This is a genomic window from Nocardia sp. NPDC058480, assembly GCF_042720495.1.
In the GTDB taxonomy this organism is placed as follows: domain Bacteria; phylum Actinomycetota; class Actinomycetes; order Mycobacteriales; family Mycobacteriaceae; genus Nocardia.
Map to the genome: position 1 here is coordinate 270,293 of NZ_JBHXMN010000008.1, position 19,742 is coordinate 290,034.

General features: G+C 68.4%; 15 protein-coding genes. 12 read left to right on the forward strand and 3 right to left on the reverse strand.

Annotated features, from left to right (window positions below; all coding sequences use genetic code 11):
• Nucleotides 1–44 precede the first annotated feature (44 nt).
• The 9 genes from ACFWO8_RS21020 (at nucleotide 45) to gatB (ending at nucleotide 11,410) form a co-directional block, all read left to right on the forward strand.
• On the forward strand, nucleotides 45–1,358 hold the full coding sequence (locus ACFWO8_RS21020; RefSeq protein ID WP_378953487.1) for a sensor histidine kinase: 1,314 nt from the start codon (nucleotides 45–47) through the stop codon (nucleotides 1,356–1,358).
• The gene (locus ACFWO8_RS21025; RefSeq protein ID WP_378953489.1) at nucleotides 1,355–2,044 is read left to right on the forward strand and encodes a response regulator; all 690 of its coding nucleotides are present in this window, start codon (nucleotides 1,355–1,357) and stop codon (nucleotides 2,042–2,044) included. The genes ACFWO8_RS21020 and ACFWO8_RS21025 overlap by 4 nt, the downstream gene beginning before the upstream one ends.
• 101 nt (nucleotides 2,045–2,145) lie before the next feature.
• On the forward strand, nucleotides 2,146–5,046 hold the full coding sequence (locus tag ACFWO8_RS21030; RefSeq protein WP_378953491.1) for a protein kinase: 2,901 nt from the start codon (nucleotides 2,146–2,148) through the stop codon (nucleotides 5,044–5,046).
• A gap of 245 nt (nucleotides 5,047–5,291) precedes the next feature.
• Complete coding sequence (locus ACFWO8_RS21035) at nucleotides 5,292–5,462, forward strand: hypothetical protein (RefSeq protein ID WP_378953493.1); 171 nt, start codon at nucleotides 5,292–5,294, stop codon at nucleotides 5,460–5,462.
• 83 nt (nucleotides 5,463–5,545) lie between these two features.
• Nucleotides 5,546–6,355, forward strand: coding sequence for a formate dehydrogenase accessory sulfurtransferase FdhD (fdhD, locus tag ACFWO8_RS21040; protein WP_378953495.1), 810 nt, complete (start codon nucleotides 5,546–5,548; stop codon nucleotides 6,353–6,355).
• A gap of 109 nt (nucleotides 6,356–6,464) precedes the next feature.
• On the forward strand, nucleotides 6,465–7,355 hold the full coding sequence (locus ACFWO8_RS21045; protein ID WP_378953497.1) for a hypothetical protein: 891 nt from the start codon (nucleotides 6,465–6,467) through the stop codon (nucleotides 7,353–7,355).
• 28 nt (nucleotides 7,356–7,383) lie between these two features.
• Nucleotides 7,384–8,418, forward strand: coding sequence for an ATP-dependent 6-phosphofructokinase (locus ACFWO8_RS21050; protein ID WP_378953499.1), 1,035 nt, complete (start codon nucleotides 7,384–7,386; stop codon nucleotides 8,416–8,418).
• A gap of 61 nt (nucleotides 8,419–8,479) precedes the next feature.
• The gene (locus tag ACFWO8_RS21055) at nucleotides 8,480–9,859 is read left to right on the forward strand and encodes an alpha/beta hydrolase family protein (protein WP_378953501.1); all 1,380 of its coding nucleotides are present in this window, start codon (nucleotides 8,480–8,482) and stop codon (nucleotides 9,857–9,859) included.
• Between the two features lie 45 nt (nucleotides 9,860–9,904).
• Nucleotides 9,905–11,410, forward strand: a complete 1,506-nt coding sequence (gene gatB / locus ACFWO8_RS21060) for an Asp-tRNA(Asn)/Glu-tRNA(Gln) amidotransferase subunit GatB (RefSeq protein ID WP_378953503.1) — start codon at nucleotides 9,905–9,907, stop codon at nucleotides 11,408–11,410.
• 188 nt (nucleotides 11,411–11,598) lie between these two features.
• On the opposite strand, the gene ACFWO8_RS21065 is transcribed toward gatB, so the two are convergent.
• On the reverse strand, nucleotides 11,599–12,720 hold the full coding sequence (locus tag ACFWO8_RS21065) for a PQQ-dependent sugar dehydrogenase (RefSeq protein ID WP_378953505.1): 1,122 nt from the start codon (nucleotides 12,718–12,720) through the stop codon (nucleotides 11,599–11,601).
• A gap of 252 nt (nucleotides 12,721–12,972) precedes the next feature.
• On the opposite strand from ACFWO8_RS21065, the gene ACFWO8_RS21070 reads away from it, so the two are divergent.
• Nucleotides 12,973–13,830 (forward strand): DoxX family protein, encoded by an 858-nt coding sequence (locus tag ACFWO8_RS21070; protein ID WP_378953507.1) that lies wholly within the window; start codon nucleotides 12,973–12,975, stop codon nucleotides 13,828–13,830.
• 185 nt (nucleotides 13,831–14,015) lie between these two features.
• Here ACFWO8_RS21070 and ilvD read toward each other — a convergent pair whose 3' ends face one another.
• Both ilvD and ACFWO8_RS21080 read right to left on the reverse strand, forming a co-directional pair.
• Nucleotides 14,016–15,857 carry a dihydroxy-acid dehydratase gene (gene ilvD, locus ACFWO8_RS21075; protein ID WP_378953509.1) on the reverse strand — a complete coding sequence of 614 codons (1,842 nt, stop codon included), beginning with the start codon at nucleotides 15,855–15,857 and terminating at the stop codon, nucleotides 14,016–14,018.
• A gap of 317 nt (nucleotides 15,858–16,174) precedes the next feature.
• Entirely contained in the window at nucleotides 16,175–16,954 is a 780-nt protein-coding gene (locus ACFWO8_RS21080; RefSeq protein ID WP_378953511.1) for a PH domain-containing protein, read from the reverse strand.
• Nucleotides 16,955–17,271: 317 nt separating this feature from the next.
• Here ACFWO8_RS21080 and ACFWO8_RS21085 point away from each other — a divergent pair, with 317 nt between their 5' ends.
• Both ACFWO8_RS21085 and ilvN read left to right on the forward strand, forming a co-directional pair.
• Nucleotides 17,272–19,200 (forward strand): acetolactate synthase large subunit, encoded by a 1,929-nt coding sequence (locus ACFWO8_RS21085; protein WP_378953513.1) that lies wholly within the window; start codon nucleotides 17,272–17,274, stop codon nucleotides 19,198–19,200.
• Nucleotides 19,197–19,700, forward strand: coding sequence for an acetolactate synthase small subunit (ilvN, locus tag ACFWO8_RS21090; protein WP_019048314.1), 504 nt, complete (start codon nucleotides 19,197–19,199; stop codon nucleotides 19,698–19,700). The genes ACFWO8_RS21085 and ilvN overlap by 4 nt, the downstream gene beginning before the upstream one ends.
• The last annotated feature ends 42 nt before the right edge of the window (nucleotides 19,701–19,742 follow it).

Genomic DNA, 19,742 nt, shown 5'->3' on the forward strand with positions numbered 1-19,742 from the left:
CGCGGGACGATGCTCGCCCGGTAGGTGGCGACTAGCCTTACATCATGGATGTGAGCCACGCCATCCCCGCGAAGGCGCCGGGCCGGCCGAGCCTGCGGCAGCGGTTCGCGGCCAAGGCCGGGGTGTCACGTCTGCTCACCACGGTCCGCGAACGCATCGAATCGTTGCCCTACGACTATCCACCCGCGGTGATCCTCGCCGCCGACCTGGCACTGCTGGTGGTCACCGGTGCGGCGGTGATCCAGCGACATTCCTACTTCCCGAGCCCGCTGCCGCTGCTGGCCATGGCCACCGCGTTCCTGCCGATACCCCTGTTCGCGTTCTTTCACGTGAACCCGCACCCGATGCTGTTGAAGGCGTCAGCCCTGCTGTCGTGCGGCTTGTTCCTCTTACAGCCGGTCACCGCCGACTTCGCGCCGTTCGTGTTGGTGATCGTCGCCGGCGAGGTCGCCGCGGTCGCGTCCCGCGGGTGGTCGATCGGATTCACCCTGGTCGCCATCCTCGAACTGATCGCGTTCGACATCGCCGGGCACCTGAAGTGGGGTGAGCAGCCGCTGGAAGGGCTACCGATGTACGTCATCGGTGTCCTGCTCGGCATGTTCGTCGGGGTGTTGCTGCAGTACCAGCGGCGGTTCCTGTATCAAGAACGCGAGAATCAGACGATCCGCTCCGGTCAGGCCGCCGACGAGGAGCGGCGCCGGATCGCCCGCGAAGTCCACGATGTGATCGCCCATTCACTCTCGATCACCCTGCTGCACCTGACCGCCGCCCGGCGCGCACTGCAGACCGACGACGACCCCACCGAGGCGGTGGAAGCGCTCGTCGAGGCCGAACGCCTCGGCCGGCAGGCGATGGCCGACATCCGGCGCACCGTCGGCATGCTCGACGCGGGCCCGGCCCAGCTGGCCCCCGAGCCGGGCGCCGCCGATATCGACGAGCTCGTCGGCGACTTCCGCCGCGCGGGGCTCACCGTCGACTACGCACGCACCGGCGAGCTGGCCACCGTCACCGGCGCCATCGGCCACGCGCTCTATCGGATCGGCCAGGAATCACTGGCCAACGTCACCAAACACGCGCCGGGCACCGCCGCCACGGTCCGCCTCGACGTCACCGCCGAGGCCGCGACGATGATCGTGTCCAATCCGCTGCCGCTCGGGCCCGTGCCACGCCGCGACACCGGGATGGGACTGCGCGGCATGCGCAAACGCACCGAACTGCTGGGTGGGAAGATCACCGCGGGCAATGGCGACGACGGCTGGACCGTGCGGGTCGGCTTCCCGATGAGAACGGGCTCGTGCGCCACCATCTCGGCCATGCTGCCCGGCAAGTTGTGGAACAAACTCCAGGAGGACACGTGACGACCGCTTCGCCGATCGAGCAGTTGGTGACAGTGCTCGTGGTCGACGATCAGGAACTCGTGCGCGGGGGACTGCGCCGCATCCTGCGCCGCCGCGACGGCTTCACCATCAACGAGTGCGCCGACGGCGACGAGGTCGCCGCCGCGATCGCCACCCAACGACCCGATGTGGTGCTGATGGATCTGCGCATGAAGCGGGTCGGCGGCATAGATGCGACCAGGTTGCTGCGGGCCCGCCCCGACGCTCCGCCGGTCCTCGTGCTCACCACCTTCGACGACGATCAGTTGCTCTCCGGTGCGTTGCGCGCGGGCGCCGCGGGGTTCTTGCTCAAGGACTCGCCCGCCGAGGATCTGATCCGCGCGGTCCGCACCGTGGCGAGCGGTGGCGCCTGGCTCGACCCCTCGGTGACGGGACGAGTGCTCACGGCCTACCGAACAGTGAAACCGGTCGGTACTCGCACCGATCGCCGACTCGGCGAACTCACCGCCCGCGAGTACGAAGTGCTCGAATTGATCGGCTCGGGCCGGGTCAACAGCGAGATCGCCGCTGAACTCGGTATCTCGGAAGTGACGGTGAAAAGCCACGTAGGACACATATTCGGCAAGTTGGACCTGCGCGACCGAGCCGCCGCGATCGTGTTCGCGTTTGACCACGGCGTAGTGACACCGGGAGAATCTTCCTACTGAGAAGCAGGTCCGGCGGACCTGCCAGAAGTGGGAGGCGGACGCCGGTGCACGCACCTGGGTCACGGGCGGGGACCAGATTCGGTCCGTACGAGTTGCGGTCGATGCTGGGCAAAGGCGGGATGGGCGAGGTCTACGAGGCCTACGACACCGGCAAAGATCGAGTGGTCGCCCTGAAGTTGCTGGCGCAGGAGCTGGCACAGGACCCGGCATACCAGGTCCGGTTCCGCCGGGAATCCCAAGCCGCGGCCAAGCTGGCCGAACCGCACGTCATCCCGATCCACGACTGGGGCGTGATCGACGGGGTCCTCTTCATCGATATGCGCTTGGTGCCCGGCACCGATCTGCGGACGGTGCTGCGCGGGGGCGGGCCGATGAGCCCGGAACGCGCGGTCGCTGTCGTCGAACAGATCGCCGCGGCGCTGGATGCCGCCCACGCGGGTGGCCTGGTGCATCGCGATGTGAAGCCCGCCAACATCCTGGTCACGCCCGCCGATTTCGCCTACCTCGCCGACTTCGGCATCGCGCACACCGAGGGTGACAGTGCGGTCACCCAGGCCGGGATGGCGGTCGGCTCCTATATCTACATGGCGCCGGAACGCTTCGATGTCGGCCCGATCTCGAGCCGCGCCGACGTCTACTCGCTGGCCTGCGTGCTGCACGAATGCCTCACCGGCGCTTCGCCTTTCCCGGCCGCGAGCATGAGTGTGCTAGTCCGCTCGCATCTGTCCGAGGCGCCGCCCCGTCCGAGTGAGTTACTGCACGGGATACCCGGCGCACTCGACGATGTCATCGGGACCGGCATGGCCAAGGACCCGTCCGATCGGTATGCGTCGGCCGGTGCGTTGGCTGTCGCCGCTCGTCGAGCGCTGGCTTCGGCCATGCGCGATGGCGGCGCGCCCGTGCCCCCACCTCCGGGTGCGCTCGCGTCGTACACCGGAGCCCGCCGCGAACCCGGTGGTCATGATGTGACCGCAGGTTCTTCGTCCGGTGCCACGCTGCGGGGGCCCGCTGGTTCGCCGACCGGCGGTCCGGGCTCCGCGCCTGGGCCAGGGCGCGGGTTCGCCGCCGCAGCCGGGTTCGCCGCCGGTGCGGGACGTGGTGCCGCCGGGTCGCCGACCGGTGGTGCCGCTGGAGCCGATGCCCGCACGGGAGCACCCGACTCGGACGAGCCCGACATCGTCGAGCAGGTGCCGACGCCGACGGGGGAGTTCCGCGTGATCGGCGCGGTGACCGCCACCGGTGGCGTCGAGACCTCGCGCAGCCAGTCGACCGCGACCGGTGCCCAGCCGACATTGATCATCCGCCCACCCGAGGCACGCGCCGGGGCCAACGACACCACCGGCTTCCGCCGCATTCCCGTGGAGGGCACCGGCGAGATCTCGATCCCCGCGGTGATCCAGCCGACCGGCCCCGCCGAAATCCGGGCCGCCGACACCCACTTCACCCCTCTCCCCTCGGCCGAGGAGCCGGAAGCCCCAGAGCCGCCACCGGCCTACACCCCTGACCAGGGCCTCCCGCGGATGCGCCCCTTCCCTGACGCGCACCTCTACGACGGTGCGCAGCCGGGCGAAACATCGGCTCCGCTCCTGCAGCCACCGCGCCCCGCCTCGGCTACCCACTACCCGGCGCCGACCGGCCCGCACCGCCTCCCACCTCAGCAATACGGCCAGGAGCCGCACCGGGCAGCCCCTACCCAGCGCTACTCCGGCGAACACCCGATCCCGGCCGCGTACACCCCGCCGACGGAGCAATACCACGCCCCGGCGTCGAACCCCAACCCCCGCTTCCCCGCTCCCGCACCGGAATTCGGCGCACCCGGCTCGAACCTGCCCGCGCCTCCGACGCAGCGGTTCGGTGGTGACCAGAACGACCCGGAGGACCTGTTCGCCAGTCCCGGAGGGTCTTTCGGCGGTGCGCCGGATACCGGATTCGATGGCCGTCCCGGCCGGTTCGCCGATGACCAGGCCGATCCGGCATCGTTCGGCCCGCCGACCGAGCAATACCATCCATCCGCGTCGAATCCGCCTGCGGGTTTCGCGCCGCCGACGCAGAAGTTCGGTGGCGATCTCGACGATCCACGAGACCGATTCGGTGGTCCCGCTGACCGATTCGACGAGGCGTCCGAGGACCGGTTCGGTGGCCCGCACGGGCAGTTCAGTCCGGCGACTGAGCAATACGACCCCGCCGAGGTGCGACGGTCGGCGCCGACCCAGCATTACGGTGGGAGCCTCGCCGACGAACCGGATCCGCAGCGCTCGCAGCCGACGCACCAATACCGTGGTGGCGCCGCACCTTTCGGCGCACATCAAGCCGCCCCGGAGTTCGAGGATCCGGCGCGGGCCGCGGCGACCCGGCAGTACGCGGGTCAGGAGAACGCGTACTCCGACTACGACGAACCGCCCAGTGCCTACGGTGACCACGCCTACCGTGATCCGGCCTACGATCCCGGTTACGATCCCGATCCCGCCTATGGCCCCGATCCGGCGTACGGCCCCGATCCGGCCTGGGCGCACCAGGATTCGGGCCGCCGACGATCGGTCCTGCTCCCGGTCCTGGTCGGTGTCCTCGCCGTGGTGGTCCTCGCGGTCGGTGGCGCGATCGGCTGGCGGATGATGTCGGTCGCCGAACCCGCCGAAACCTCCGCGGCCGCACCGACTTCGCAAGCACCGGGCAGCTCCAGCCAACCCGCGGGCACCACCCCGCGCGCGACCACCGCCGCTCCCACCACCTCGGCGGGACCGGTCACCCTGCCGGTAGGCGCGCAACCCTGTGAATCCGGTTCCGCCACCGGCACTTACAGCAAGGTCGCCGTCGGCAGCGAGGTCACCAGCTGTGGTTTCGCCGAGGCGGTCCGGGAGGCCTACGCAGGCGGCGGCTCGGGCGCGCGCCCAGTGGTGGCGACCAGCCCGGTGACCGGCCGCACCTACACGATGACGTGCGCCCCGGAGGGCAAACTCGTTACCTGCACCGGCGGTGAGAACGCCGTGGTGTACGTCTACTGACACAAATCCGCCGCGGCCCCGACAGGGGGCCGCGGCCACAACTACCCTCAGCTCGCCGAAGCGACCACTGTGTCCCCGAGCCGATTCACCGTCGGCCTCCACCGTGGAGCGGCGCAGCTGGTTGGCGCCGCGACATGCGCCTACGCCGCCCGAGCTCGACTTGCTCGGCGGCGTGAAACTTGTCCGCGACTCCCGAGGTACCGCCTTCGAGACACCGGTATGCGAAACGTTGCATACTGGCTGGCATGGCTGATGACAACGCGTGGTACTACTGCCTCGAGCACCACAAGGCCGAACAGGGCAAAACCTGCTGGTACGGCGACCGAATGGGCCCCTACCCGGATCAGGCCACCGCCGAGAAGGCGCTCGAGATCGCGAAGGCGCGCAACAAAGCCGCTGACGACCAGGACGACTGACCCGGCGCCTGGATGCGGTCGGGCCGATCAGCTGATCGGTAAGCCGTGTTGATCAGATCCCGCGCATTGAGCAGAGTCATGGGATGAGCAGAGTCACCGCACGGCGCAAGACGACCCGCCTTTCCCCAACCGGGCGGATTGAGCGACCCGACACGCTCGCCGTCGAGGAGCCACTCGAAATCCGGGTCGACGGCCGATCGCTCACCGTCACGATGCGCACGCCCGGCAACGACATCGACCTCGTCCACGGCTTCCTCTTCGGCGAGGACATCATCGGTTCGGCCGACGACATCGTCAGCGCCCGCTACTGCGCGGGCACCGACAGCGCGGGCCACAACACCTACAACGTCCTCGACCTGCGTCTACGCCACCAGGTTCCGATCCACACCCGCAATTTCCTCACCACGGGTGGTTGCGGTCTCTGCGGCAAGACCGCCCTCGACGACGTGCGCACCCACAGTCGCTTCCCGATCCCGCACGAATCCGTGTCGATCAGTACCGACACCCTTGCCGAACTGCCGAAACAGCTGCGCGCCGGGCAGAAGTTGTTCGAGTCCACCGGTGGCCTGCACGCGGCGGGCCTGTTCACCACCGACGGCACCCTGCTCGCCCTGCGTGAGGACATCGGCAGGCACAACGCCGTCGACAAGGTGATCGGCTGGGCGGTGCGCGAGAACCGGGTACCCGCGCACGATTCGGTGCTGGTCGTGAGCAGTCGCGCGTCGTTCGAACTGGCTCAGAAGGCGGTGATGGCCGGGATCCCGATCCTGGCCGCGGTGTCGGCGCCCAGCGCCCTCGCCGTCGACCTGGCCGCTGAGTCCGATCTCACACTGGTGGGGTTCCTCCGTGCCGAGACGATGAATATCTACACCGGCGAACACCGCCTGACCTGAGGGTTGACCGCTCGAAGTGGGCGATCGGCATATGTCGCAGTACGGTAACGGTACGGGTCGCCAGCACCGAACGCCCCGGGGGAGTTTACAAAAGAAAATGCTTCAGATCATGAATAATGAACGACGCCACCGCTTCTGGGTGGTGCTGTCCGCGATAGTGGGCGTGGCCGTGCTCGCCACCGCGGGTTGCGGTAGCGAGCCGAAGGCCGCCCCACCGCGCGTGACAACGACGGTTCCCGTCGCCGATCCCGATCCCGGCGCCGGCAACGGCACCTTCTCCATCGCGATGCCGGGCAGCCTGGCTGCCGATTTCGCCGAGCTCCAGCAAGGATTCCGTGGCAGCGCGGGGCTGGCGGTCATGCCGGTGGGCGGCAAGACGATGGTCACCTTCGGCACCTGGTCATCCGGGCCGGCCTGGTCGACGATCAAGGTGCCGCTGGCCATCGCGGCCCTGCGCAACAGTGCTGCCTACTCGTCGTACGCGTCTGCCGCCATCACCGCCTCGGACAATGGTGCCGCCGACACCCTGTGGGCCTCGCTCGGCGGTGGCGCCGACGCGGCCAAGGCGGTGGAGGGCGTCCTGCGCGAAGGCGGCGACGCGCGCACCACAGTGCCGACGACGCGCACCCGTGCCGACGTGTCGGTCTACGGCCAGGCCGAATGGACGCTGGCGGACCAGGTGCGCTTCGCCTCGCAGTTGCCGTGCATACCGCAGAGCGAGCGCGTGGTGGGGCTGATGCAGCAGATCATCGCGAGCCACCACTGGGGTCTCGGCGCGTTCGGCAGCGCCGAGTTCAAGGGCGGCTGGGGTCCCGACCTGGGGGGTAAGTACCTCGTCCGTCAGTTCGGACTGATCGATTCACCCACGGGCCGGATCGCGATCGCCTTCGCCGCACAACCGGATTCGGGCAGTTTCAACGACGGTATGGCCATGCTCGACAAGATGGCGACGCTCATCTCGGGACACCTGAGTGAGCTCGCCGGAGGTCACTGCCCCTGATCTGCGCCGGTGCGGCAAGATGAACGGCATGCGCATCGGAGTCTTGACCGGAGGCGGGGATTGTCCAGGTCTGAACGCGGTGATCCGGGCTGTGGTCCGCACCGCGAACGGACGCTACGGCGATGCCATCGTCGGTTTCGAAGACGGCTGGCGCGGCCTACTCGAGGATCGAAAGATCCGCATCCACAACGACGATCGCACCGACCGGCTGCTCACCAAGGGCGGCACCATGCTCGGCACCGCGCGCACCAATCCTGAGGTGCTACGCGCGGGCCTCGGCCGGATCCAGCAGACCCTGGACGACAACGGCATCGAGGCGCTGATCCCGATCGGTGGCGAAGGCACCCTCACCGCCGCGAGCTGGCTCGCCGACGAGGGCGTGCCGGTGGTCGGCGTGCCGAAGACCATCGACAACGACATCGACTGCACCGACGTCACATTCGGCCACGACACCGCGCTGTCGACCGCCACCGAGGCCATCGACCGCCTGCACACCACCGCCGAATCCCACCAGCGGGTGATGCTGGTGGAGGTGATGGGCAGGCACGCGGGCTGGATCGCGCTGAATTCCGGTATCGCCGCGGGTGCCCACCTGACCCTGGTACCCGAGGAACCGTTCGACGTGGCGCAGGTGTGCGCGATGATCAAGGCCCGCTTCCAGCGGGGCGACAAGAGCTTCATCTGCGTGGTCGCCGAGGGCGCGCATCCCGCGCCCGATTCCGGATTCGCGCTGCGCGAGGGCGGGATCGACGAGTTCGGCCACGAGCGGTTCACCGGGGTGGCCCAGCAGTTGGGCTCGGAGATCGAACGCCGCATCGGCAAGGAGGTCCGCACCACGGTCCTCGGCCATATCCAGCGCGGTGGCAGTCCGACGCCCTACGACCGGATTCTGGCGACGCGGTTCGGGGTGCACGCCGCCGAGGCGGTGCACGCGGGACATTTCGGTCAGATGGTGGCGCTGCACGGCACCAAGATCGGGCTGGTTCCGCTGTCGGAGGCGACCAAGCAGCTCAAACGCGTTCCGCCGGAACGGCTCAGTGAGGCGTCGGCCTTCTTCGGCTGATATCGGCCCGGTTGCCCCGGGTTGTCGAACTTTGTCGGTGCGCGTCGGTACCGTGGGGTTCATGCGCACCGGTCGAGTGATCGTTTCGGTTCTGTTCGTCGTCGCCGCGCTGGTGGCGGGGTGTTCGGAGGCTTCGGACGACGTTGCGGCCCCCTCCGTGGATGGCAGCTGGCACGGTGACATCGAGGTGCCGGGGCAGCCGATCGCGATCGGGGTGAGTTTCGCCGAGGACGGGTCGGCCACCATCGACATCCCGGTTCAGGGTGTGCGCGAGGCGCCGCTGAAAGACGTTCGTACCGAACCGGACCGGGTGGAGTTCAACATTCCCGACGTACCGGGCGACCCGGGTTTCCGCGGCAAACTCGATGGTGACCGGCTCGTCGGCGACTGGGTCCAGTTCGGGGAGAAGGCACCGGTCACGCTGCAGCGCGGCAAGATCGAGAGCCCGCCCCGCCCGCAGGATCCGAAACCCCCGTACCCGTACCGCAGCGAGGACGTCACCTATCGCAACGGCGACATCACCATCGCGGGCACCCTCACCGAACCCGAAGGCAGCGGCCCGTTTCCGGCGATCCTGCTGATCACGGGCAGTGGACCGCAGGACCGCAACGAAGAGTTGATGGACCATCGCCCGTTCCAGCTGCTGGCCGACACCTTCACCCGCGCGGGCTATGCCGTGCTGCGCACCGACGACCGTGGTGTCGGCGGCACCAGCGGAAAACTCGACGACGCCACCTACCCCGACCTGGCCGCCGACGCGGCCGCGGGCGTCGCGTTCCTGCGCGCCCGCCCCGAGATCGATCCCGCCCGGGTCGGTCTGTTCGGGCACAGCGAAGGCGGCTACCTCGCGCCGGTCGTCGCCGCGCTGCCGGACAGCAATGTCGCCTTCGCGGTCCTGATGGCAGGCCCATCGGTCCCCGGCGCCGACGTGCTGATCGAGCAGAACAAAGTGATCATGGCCTCGACGGGCGCACCGCAGGACCAGATCGACCAACAGGTCGCCTACGTCACGGCCTGGTCGGCGCTGCTGCGCGCGGGCGATATCGAGGGCGCCAAGGCCTTCACCCAGCGGCACAACGATTCCCTGCCCGTAGCCGAACGCGCGCCCCAGCAGGTGGTCGACGGGTTCAACACCCCGTACATGACCTCGTTCATCACCTACGATCCGAAACCGGCGCTGCAGGCGCTACGCGTGCCGGTGCTGGCGTTCTTCGGCGACAAGGACCAGCAGGTCGTCCTCACCCAGAACGAGGGCCCGATGCGCGAGAACCTCGCCGCCGGTCCCGACGCGACGGTGCACGTCTTCCCTGGTCTCAACCACATGATGCAGCCCACCGCGACCGGCAAACCCAGCGAATACGCCACCATCGAGACGACCATCGACCCGGCAGTACTCACCTACGTCACCGACTGGCTCACCCAGCGCGTCCCGCCCCGCTAGGACCACCGGCCGAGTGTGTCAGCGGGCTTACCTAGACTGCTCGTTATGAGCGCACCCACGGTCGAGTTGATGGATTACGCCGATGTCATCTCCCGGTACGAGCCGGTGCTCGGCATGGAGGTCCACGTCGAGTTGTCCACGGCGACCAAGATGTTCTGCGGTTGCCCCACCGAGTTCGGCGCCGAACCCAATACCCAGGTGTGCCCGGTGTGCCTCGGCCTGCCCGGCTCGCTGCCCGTGGTGAACGAGAAGGCCATCGAATCGGCCATCCGCATCGGTCTGGCGCTGAACTGTTCGATCACCCCGTGGGGCCGGTTCGCGCGTAAGAACTACTTCTACCCCGATCAGCCGAAGAACTACCAGATCAGCCAGTACGACGAGCCGATCGCCACCGAGGGCTACCTCGACGTGACCCTCGACGACGGGTCCATCTTCCGCGTCGAGATCGAGCGCGCGCACATGGAGGAAGACACCGGCAAGTCCCTGCACGTCGGTGGTGCGACCGGTCGCATCCACGGTGCCAGCCACTCGCTGCTCGACTTCAACCGCGCCGGCGTGCCGCTGATCGAGATCGTCACCAAGACGATCACCGGTGCCGGTGAGCGCGCCCCCGAGGTCGCTCGCGCCTACGTCACCGCGCTGCGCGAGGTGCTGCGTTCACTCAATGTCTCCGACGTGAAGATGGAGCAGGGTTCGCTGCGCTGCGACGCCAACGTGTCGCTGATGCCGGTCGGCGCCAAGGAATTCGGCACCCGCACCGAAACCAAGAACGTGAACTCGCTCAAGAGCGTCGAGGTCGCGGTGCGCTACGAGATGCGCCGCCAGGCCGCCGTACTCACCGACGGTGGCGAGATCGTCCAGGAGACCCGCCACTTCCAGGAAGCCGACGGGTCCACCTCCGCCGGTCGCCGCAAGGAAACCGCCGAGGACTACCGCTACTTCCCCGAGCCCGACCTCGAGCCCGTCGCCCCCGCGGCCGAGTGGGTCGAGGAACTGCGCGCCACCATTCCCGAGTACCCGTGGCTGGTGCGCGCCCGCATCCAGGCCGACTGGGGCCTGTCCGACGAGGTCATGCGCGATCTCGTCAACGCCGGTGCCCTCGATCTCATCATCGCCACCGTCGAGGCAGGCGCGCCCGCGAACGAGGCGCGCTCCTGGTGGGTCGCCTACCTCACCGAGAAGGCCAAGGAACGCGATATCGCCCTGGCCGAGCTGCCCATCACCCCCGCCCAGGTCGCCGCGGTGATCGCGCTGGTGGAGGCCAAGACCGTCAACAACAAGGTCGCCAAGCAGGTCGTCGACTTCGTCCTCGCCGGTGAGGGCGAACCCGCCGCCATCGTCGAAGCCAAGGGCTTGGGCATGGTCAGCGACGACTCCGCCCTCCAGGCCGAGGTCGAGAAGGCGCTCGCCGCGAACCCCGATATCGCCGAGAAGATCCGCTCCGGCAAGGTTCAGGCCGCGGGCAAGATCGTCGGCGACGTCATGAAGGCGACGCGCGGCCAGGCCGATGCAGCTCGCGTTCGCGACTTGGTCATCGCAGCCTGCAGCTAGCGCGGCGATTTCGGCGCTGGGCCGGCCCAGCCGCGACGTCGAGAAGGCGGCGCGGATAGGTCCAGCTCGTCGATCGCAGCCCGTCGTCAAGAACCAAAACCCGGCCGCCCGTTCTGCTTTCGCAGGGCGGGCGGCCGTTTCGCTCTCTGGTCGGTCCGCGTGCCCCGTGGGGCGCGGACGGCTGCCTTTTAGTCCGGGCCGCCTGCTCCACCCTGCGGGGGCGGGATGCGGACGACGCGGTCGTCGAATTCGCCCGGCTCGCCGTCGGTTTTGTTGGTGGTCGTGACCCAGATGCTGCCGTCGGCGCTGGCGGTGGCGCCGAGGAGCTTGCCGTACTTGTCCTGGGCGATCAGGGTGGGGGCGGTGGTGACGGCGAAGGTGGTGGGGTCGGCGGTGACGGCGGCCAGCGCCTTGCCCTCGCTCAGTGCGATGCCGACGCCGTCGCCGGTGGCCGTGCAGCCGCCGACGCCGGGATGGTCGGGCCAGGTCCAGGCGACGCTGAGCGTGCCGTCAGGGCTCAGGTGTTGGAGGCGGTCCTCGGCGGCAGTGCGGTCGGTGACCCACATGCCTTCCTTGCCGTCGCGGCAGATGTCACCGGCCGAGCCGATTCCCGACGCCACCACCTGCGGGGTGTTCGCGCCCGCCGACGGCGATTCCAAGCGGAGCAGTTTGCCGCCGAGCGAGCCGGGATCGGCTGCCGCGCCGGGGTTTCCGGCGTCACCGGTGAGGACCATCAGTTGCGTCGGCGTCGACCATTCCAGGGCGCCGCGATTTCCGCTGGCGCCCTTGGGAATTCCGGTGAGGATGGGCTTGGCCGCCCCGCCCTTGGACAGCCGGACGACCCGATTGTCACTGCCGGTGGTGATGTAGGCGTACATCAGCCCGTCTTCACCGAACGTGGGGGAGAGCACGATATCGGAGATGCCGCCGTCGGCCGACCCGTCGACGGGCACGCTGGCGATCTCCACCGGCGTCTCCTGCGGTGTGCTCGGGTCGACCGCCTTCACCTGCAGGATACGCCCGGTCTTTCGCTCCGCGACGAAGGCACCCTCGCCCACCGCGATCAGCCCGGCGCCCGACTCCATGCAGGTGGCGATGACATTGGGATCAGGGTCGATACACGGCCCGGTCGGCCGCGGCGCCTGCGACGGCTCGTCCTGCGGCTTCTTCGGCTCCGCGCCGGACCCACCCAGCTGCGGTTCGGTGGTGAACGGACTCGAGGCCGACTCGTCGAAACGGGCGCACCCGGCTAGCAAAACGGTGCTGAGTGCCACCCCGACTGCCACGCGGCCCGCGATTCCCGAACTCATATGTCAGACGTTACCGGCACCGCCGTGGGCCTGACGCGCCCGTTGCGTCCGAATACATCTGTCAGTCGTTACCGGCACCGCTGCCGGAAGCGTCCGAACTCATCTGTGAGTCGTTGCCGACACGCCTGCGGGCCTGACGCGCCCCATTGCGTCGGGAATGCGTTGTCAGACGCGCCTGGCAGTCGAGCGGGCCTGACACGCCCGTTGCGGAGAAGAGCGGCGCGCCGCGACAGCGCGTCATAAGGTGAGTCGGTGACCGACAAGTCGAATGACAATCCGCAGGCCGATGGTTCGGCGCAGGCCGGGCAGGGCGCGTCGGCGGCTGGTCGTCCGGTGACCAGCCCGTTCGATTCGCCGACGACGCAGATGCGTAAGCCGGATCCGAAGGACATCCCACGCACCGACGAGGACCTCGGTCTCGACCCCGGTGACGAGGTTCCCGGCGCGAGTGCGAACCGAACCGATCGTGGCGGCGACGACGATTACGGATACGCGACGATTCCGCCCGCGTCCGCCGCCTCGGCCGGCACCGTCCGCCTGCAGCGCCGCAACCGTGAGGCCCGCCGCGGCACCCTCGACCTGGGCCTGTTCGTGCTGCGCCTGGTGGTCGGCTACACCTTCATCTACCACGGCCTGCAAAAGCTGACCGGCTGGTTCCACGGCCCCGGCCTCGACGGCACCAAGACCATGATGGAAAGCGGCGGCTGGGACTACCCGTCGCTGTCGACCGCCCTGGTGATCGCGGGCGAACTCGGCGGCGGCATCCTCCTGGTGATCGGCCTGGCTACCCCGCTCGCCGCGGGCGCCATCCTGGCCACGATCCTGAACGCGTGGATGTGGAAGCAGGGCATGGTCCCCGGCTTCCAGTACAACGCGAGCACCCCCACCGGCGTCGAACTCGACTCCGTCCTGGTCGGTTCCGCCCTGGCGATCATCCTCACCGGCCCCGGCCGCTGGTCCCTCGACCGCACCAGAGGCTGGGCCACCCGCCCCTCCTACGGCTCCTTCGTAGTGGTCCTACTGGCCATCGCCGCCGCCATCCTCACCTTCTGGTTCCTGCACGGCGGCAACCCGTTCCAGGGCGTTGGTCCATTCGACAGCAAGAACTGATCACGCACGAACATGGGTAACTCATCGGGAACCGACTGACGCTACCGGCGATCAGGCCGTCGGTCGCCTTGCTAGCCGACCACGCTCTCGCGTCTGGCCAGAATTCGCGGGGAGGCGGGCCTAGCGGTACCGATACGAACGGCGTCGCTCGAATTCGAGGGACGCCGTTCATCTTTCGGTAGTTCTTACGGCACGCGCCGGACGGCGCCCTTGTCGGCCGAGGTGGCGAGCGCCGCGTAGGCACGCAGGGCGGTGGTGACCGTGCGCTCGCGGTTCAGCGGCTGCCAGGGGCGCTCGGATGCTTCCATCTTCGCGCGGCGGTCGGCCATGACCTCGTCGGAGACGAGCACTTCCAGCGCGCGGGTGTGCACATCGATGCGGATGCGGTCGCCGTTCTCGATCAGGCCGATGGCACCGCCCGAGGCGGCCTCGGGGGAGATGTGGCCGATCGAAAGCCCCGAGGTACCACCGGAGAAGCGGCCGTCGGTGATCAGCGCACACACCTTGCCGAGACCGAGGCCCTTGAGGAACGAGGTCGGGTGCAGCATCTCCTGCATGCCGGGACCGCCTGCCGGGCCTTCGTAGCGGATGACGACCACGTCACCGGGCTGGATCTTCTTGCCGAGGATCATCGTCACCGCGTCCTCCTGCGACTCGACCACCACGGCCGGGCCTTCGAAGGTGAACAGGTCTTCGTCGATGCCCGCGGTCTTGAGGATCGCGCCGTCGGGAGCGATATTGCCGCGCAGCACACACAGCCCGCCCTCGACGGTGTAGGCGTGCTCGACGTCGCGGATGCAGCCACCGGCGGCATCGGTGTCGAGCGAGGACCAGCGGTTGCTGGTGGAGAACGGTTCGACCGTGCGCACGCCGCCAGGGGCGGCGTGGAACAGTTCCAGCGCCTCGTCGGATGCCTTGCCCGAGCGGATATCCCAGGTGTCGAGGAATTCCTCGTAGTCGGCGGTGTGCACGGTGGTCACGTCGGTATCGAGCAGGCCACCGCGACGCAGTTCACCGAGGATGGCGGGGATGCCACCGGCGCGGTGCACGTCTTCCATGTGGTAATCCGAGTTCGGCGCCACCTTCGACAGGCACGGCACTTTGCGGCTGATGTCGTCGATGGTCTGCAGGTCGAAGTCGATCTCGCCCTCCTGCGCGGCGGCGACGATGTGCAGCACGGTGTTGGTCGAGCCGCCCATGGCGACGTCGAGGGCCATCGCGTTACGGAAAGCCTTGGCGTTGGCCACGTTTCGCGGCAGCACCGAGGCGTCGTCGTCGGAGTACCAGCGCTTGGCGATATCGACGATGACGGTGCCTGCCCGCTCGAACAGCGCACGCCGAGCGGAGTGGGTGGCCAGGGTGGAACCGTTGCCGGGCAGCGCGAGGCCGAGCGCCTCGGTCAGGCAGTTCATCGAGTTCGCGGTGAACATGCCCGAACACGAACCACAGGTCGGGCACGCGGAGCGCTCGACCTCGTCGAGGCCCTCGTCGGACACGGCCGGGCTCGCGCTCGCGGAGATCGCGCTCACCAGGTCGAGCGGCGCCTGCGCGACGCCGTCGACGATCACGGCCTTACCGGCCTCCATCGGCCCGCCGGAGACGAACACGGCGGGGATGTTGAGGCGCATCGCGGCGTTGAGCATGCCGGGAGTGATCTTGTCGCAGTTGGAGATACACACCAGCGCGTCGGCGGTGTGGGCGTTGGCCATGTACTCCACGGAGTCGGCGATGATCTCGCGCGAGGGCAGCGAGTAGAGCATGCCGCCGTGCCCCATGGCGATGCCGTCGTCGACGGCGATGGTGTGGAACTCGCGCGCGATGCCGCCGGCGGCGGCCACGGCCTCGGCGACGATCTCGCCCATGTTCTTGAGGTGCACGTGACCCGGAACGAACTGCGTGTACGAGTTCGCGATCGCGATGATCGGCTTGCCGAAGTCGGAATCAGTCATGCCGGTCGCGCGCCAGAGCGAGCGTGCGCCCGCGGCATTGCGGCCGATGGTGGTGGTGCGTGAACGAAGCGGTGGCATTGAAGTCCTCGAAGAGTCGCTGGGTGCGTGGCAAGCGTGCGAGCAGGGGGCTGACCTGCGCGCCACGTGCGAGTACGCGGTGCGTCCGGCAAGCCGCAACGTTACTCCGGCGGGCGATGGTCGCGTCGCGCCGGTGGTACGTGCGCCAGTGATGGACCGGGGCTCGAGGCGGGAGTGTCGCTCCGTGAGGTGTCGCCGCGGTGGTGCCGTCGGCGCGGGGTGCCCGGTCGCCGTCAGCTTACCGCTACAACGGCGCACGCCGACGTGCTGATTCCCACCGTGACGGAGCCGACGATCACCGCGGGCTCCCCGCGTGGTTACTGCTCGGTGCCGGACTCCGGCTTCGCGTCGGCTGCGTGGGACTCAGCGTTCGTGTCGGACTCGGCGTTCGCGTCGGCCTCAGCCTTCGCCGCGGCGCGCTCAGCAGCAAGGCGCTCGGCCTCGGCGGCCTCCGCGGAAGCGAACACATCGGGCAGGCGCCCGCCGGACGCTTCGATCAGCTCACGCAACCGGTCGTAACCGACGGCAGGCAGCTTCACCTCGGAATCATCGGTGAGCCGAGCCCGCACAGAGCCGCGCTTGGGAATACTGATCCCTTCGATCTGGGCCCAGTCGAGGTGCTTCTTCCCGGTCATCGAGCTCAGATCCAGCCCGGACTCGGACACGGTCGTGTGCGTGCGCACCACCCACCACACCGCGATCACCGGGGCCAGCAGCAGCGGCCACAGCAGGGCGGGCCATCCGACGAACGGGAAGAACATGCACAGCGCCAGCACCAGCACGCCGATATAGGCCAACCGGGGAACGCCGATCACGTGCACACCGGGAGTCGGGGTGTTCGTCTTGCGCGGCACCAGCAGCCAGACGATCGCCGCCGTGGGCACGATCAACCCGATCCTCACCCCCAGCGACCAGTCCTGCACGGTCCCGACGACGACGAAGATCAGGTAGGCCAGTACCACCGCCCCGATCGCCGCGAGCCTTCCCGGACTGGCCGACCGCAGGCCGCCGGGTCGCGACGGGCGACCCGTATCGGTTCCCTCGTCGGTGGTGTGGGACGATTTAGCCGGTGGCACGGACTGATGCGGTGATGACACCCTCCTATCCTCGCATCTTGGTACACGGACCCACGCAACCACTCGAGTCCCACAGAATGGGACCGGAGCGGGAAGCCTGTTTGACTCGACGCACTACGCGCGCCTAACGTCGTATGCGTGATTCGAAACGAGCTCGTACTTCGCCCGGCGCGTCCAGCGTCGAGCCTGACTATCTGAGTCAATACGTCAGCTCGCGTTTGCGACGCGCCACCCTCGAACAGCCACGTGCTGGGCGGGGGCTTTTTTGTGTTCGGGCGAATGCCAGTGGCCCTGCCGGGTCAGTCCGAGTCAGAACGAGACAGTGAGGAACGAAGACGGTGAGTGCACCAACCGCACGACCCGGGCCATCGGCCCGCAGGTCAGCGCCTTCAGCTACCCCTGGTAGCCCGGCGACCAACCCCACCCGCCGCCAGGTCGCGCCCGAGCGCGTGACCGGCGCCCAATCGGTGGTTCGGTCCCTCGAAGAGCTCGACGTCGACACGGTATTCGGCATTCCCGGCGGCGCGGTCCTTCCTGTCTACGACCCGCTGTTCGATTCCGAGAAGGTCCGCCACGTCCTGGTGCGCCACGAGCAGGGCGCCGGTCACGCGGCGACCGGTTACGCGCAGGCCTCGGGCAAGGTCGGTGTGTGTATGGCCACATCCGGCCCCGGCGCCACCAACCTGGTGACCCCGCTGGCGGACGCGCAGATGGACTCGGTTCCGATCGTGGCGATCACCGGTCAGGTGCCGTCGAGCCTGGTCGGCACCGACGCGTTCCAGGAAGCCGACATCTCCGGCATCACCATGCCGATCACCAAGCACAACTTCCTGGTCAAGGACGCCGCCGAGATCCCGCGCACCCTGGCCGAGGCGTTCTACCTCGCCGCCTCGGGTCGCCCCGGTGCCGTCCTGGTCGACATCACCAAGGACGCCCTGCAGGCCCAGACCACGTTCTCGTGGCCGCCGGAGATGCGTCTGCCCGGCTACCGTCCGGTCACCAAGCCGCACGGCAAGCAGGTGCGCGAGGCCGCCAGGATGATCATGGAGTCCAAGCAGCCGGTGCTCTACGTCGGTGGCGGTGTGATCAAGTCCGACGCCTCGGCCGAACTGCTCGAGCTGGCCGAACTCACCGGCATCCCGGTGGTCACCACCCTGATGGCGCGTGGCGCGTTCCCGGACAGCCACACCCTGAACATGGGCATGCCCGGCATGCACGGCACCGTCGGCGCTGTCGCCGCGCTGCAGCGCTCGGACCTGCTGATCACCCTCGGCGCCCGGTTCGACGACCGCGTCACCGGTCAGCTGGACTCCTTCGCGCCCGACGCGAAGGTGATCCACGCCGACATCGACCCCGCCGAGATCGGCAAGAACCGCCACGCCGACGTCCCGATCGTGGGCGACGCGCGTGAGGTGATCGTCGAGCTGATCGAGACCCTCAAGGCCGACCCGCAGTCCGGTGCCACGCCGCTGCTGAATCTCACCGAATGGTGGGCCTACCTCAGTGGCATCCGCGACAATTACCCGCTGGGCTGGAAGACCCCCAGCGACGGCTCGGTCTCGCCGGAGTACGTCATCGAGACCCTCGGCCGCCTCGCGGGCCCCGAGGCCGTCTACTGCGCGGGCGTCGGCCAGCACCAGATGTGGGCCGCGCAGTTCATCAAGTACGAGAACCCGCGCACCTGGCTCAACTCGGGCGGCCTCGGCACCATGGGTTACGCGGTTCCCGCTGCCATGGGCGCCAAGATGGGCGCGCCGGAGAAGGAAGTCTGGGCGGTCGACGGTGACGGCTGCTTCCAGATGACGAATCAGGAGCTCGCGACCTGCGCCATTGAAGGTGTGCCGATCAAGGTCGCCCTGATCAACAACGGCAACCTGGGCATGGTCCGCCAGTGGCAGACCCTGTTCTACGAACAGCGTTACTCCAACACCGATCTCGGCACGCATTCCCTGCGCATCCCCGACTTCGTGAAGCTGGCCGAGGCGCTGGGTTGCGTCGGTATCCGGGTGGAGAAGGAGTCCGAGGTCGAGGACGCGATCCGGCAGGCCCAGGCGATCACCGATCGCCCGGTCGTGATCGACTTCATCGTCGGCAAGGACGCCCAGGTGTGGCCGATGGTCGCCTCCGGTACCAGCAACGACGAGATCATGTTCGCCCGCGGCATCCGTCCGCTCTTCGACGAGGACGAGTCGGTTTCCGAACCGGCGATCATCCACGAGGCGATGGAACGCGAGCAGGCCGCATTCGAGAAGGGCACCGACGAATGAGCACGACCCATACGCTGAGCGTTCTCGTCGAGGACAAGCCCGGCGTGCTGGCGCGAGTCGCGAGCCTGTTCTCGCGCCGTGGCTTCAATATCGAATCCCTCGCCGTCGGTGGCACCGAGATCCCCGAGATCTCGCGCATGACGATCGTCGTGACCGTCGACGATCTGCCGCTCGAGCAGGTCACCAAGCAGCTCAACAAGCTGATCAACGTCATCAAGATCGTGGAGCAGGACGCCGACGCCTCGGTGGCCCGCGAGCTGATCCTGGTGAAGGTGCGGGCCGACGCGTCGGTGCGCACGCAGGTGATCGAGGCCGTGCAGTTGTTCCGCGCCAAGGTGATCGACGTCTCGCCCGACGCGCTGACCATCGAAGCGACCGGCACCCGTTCCAAGCTCGACGCGCTGCTGCGCATGGTCGAGCCCTATGGCATCCGCGAGATCGTGCAGTCCGGTGTCGTGGCCGTCGGCCGCGGCCCCAAGTCGATCACCGCGACCCGCTGAACCTCCCTCAGCAACCTCCGCGATAACTTTTCCTAACCGCAT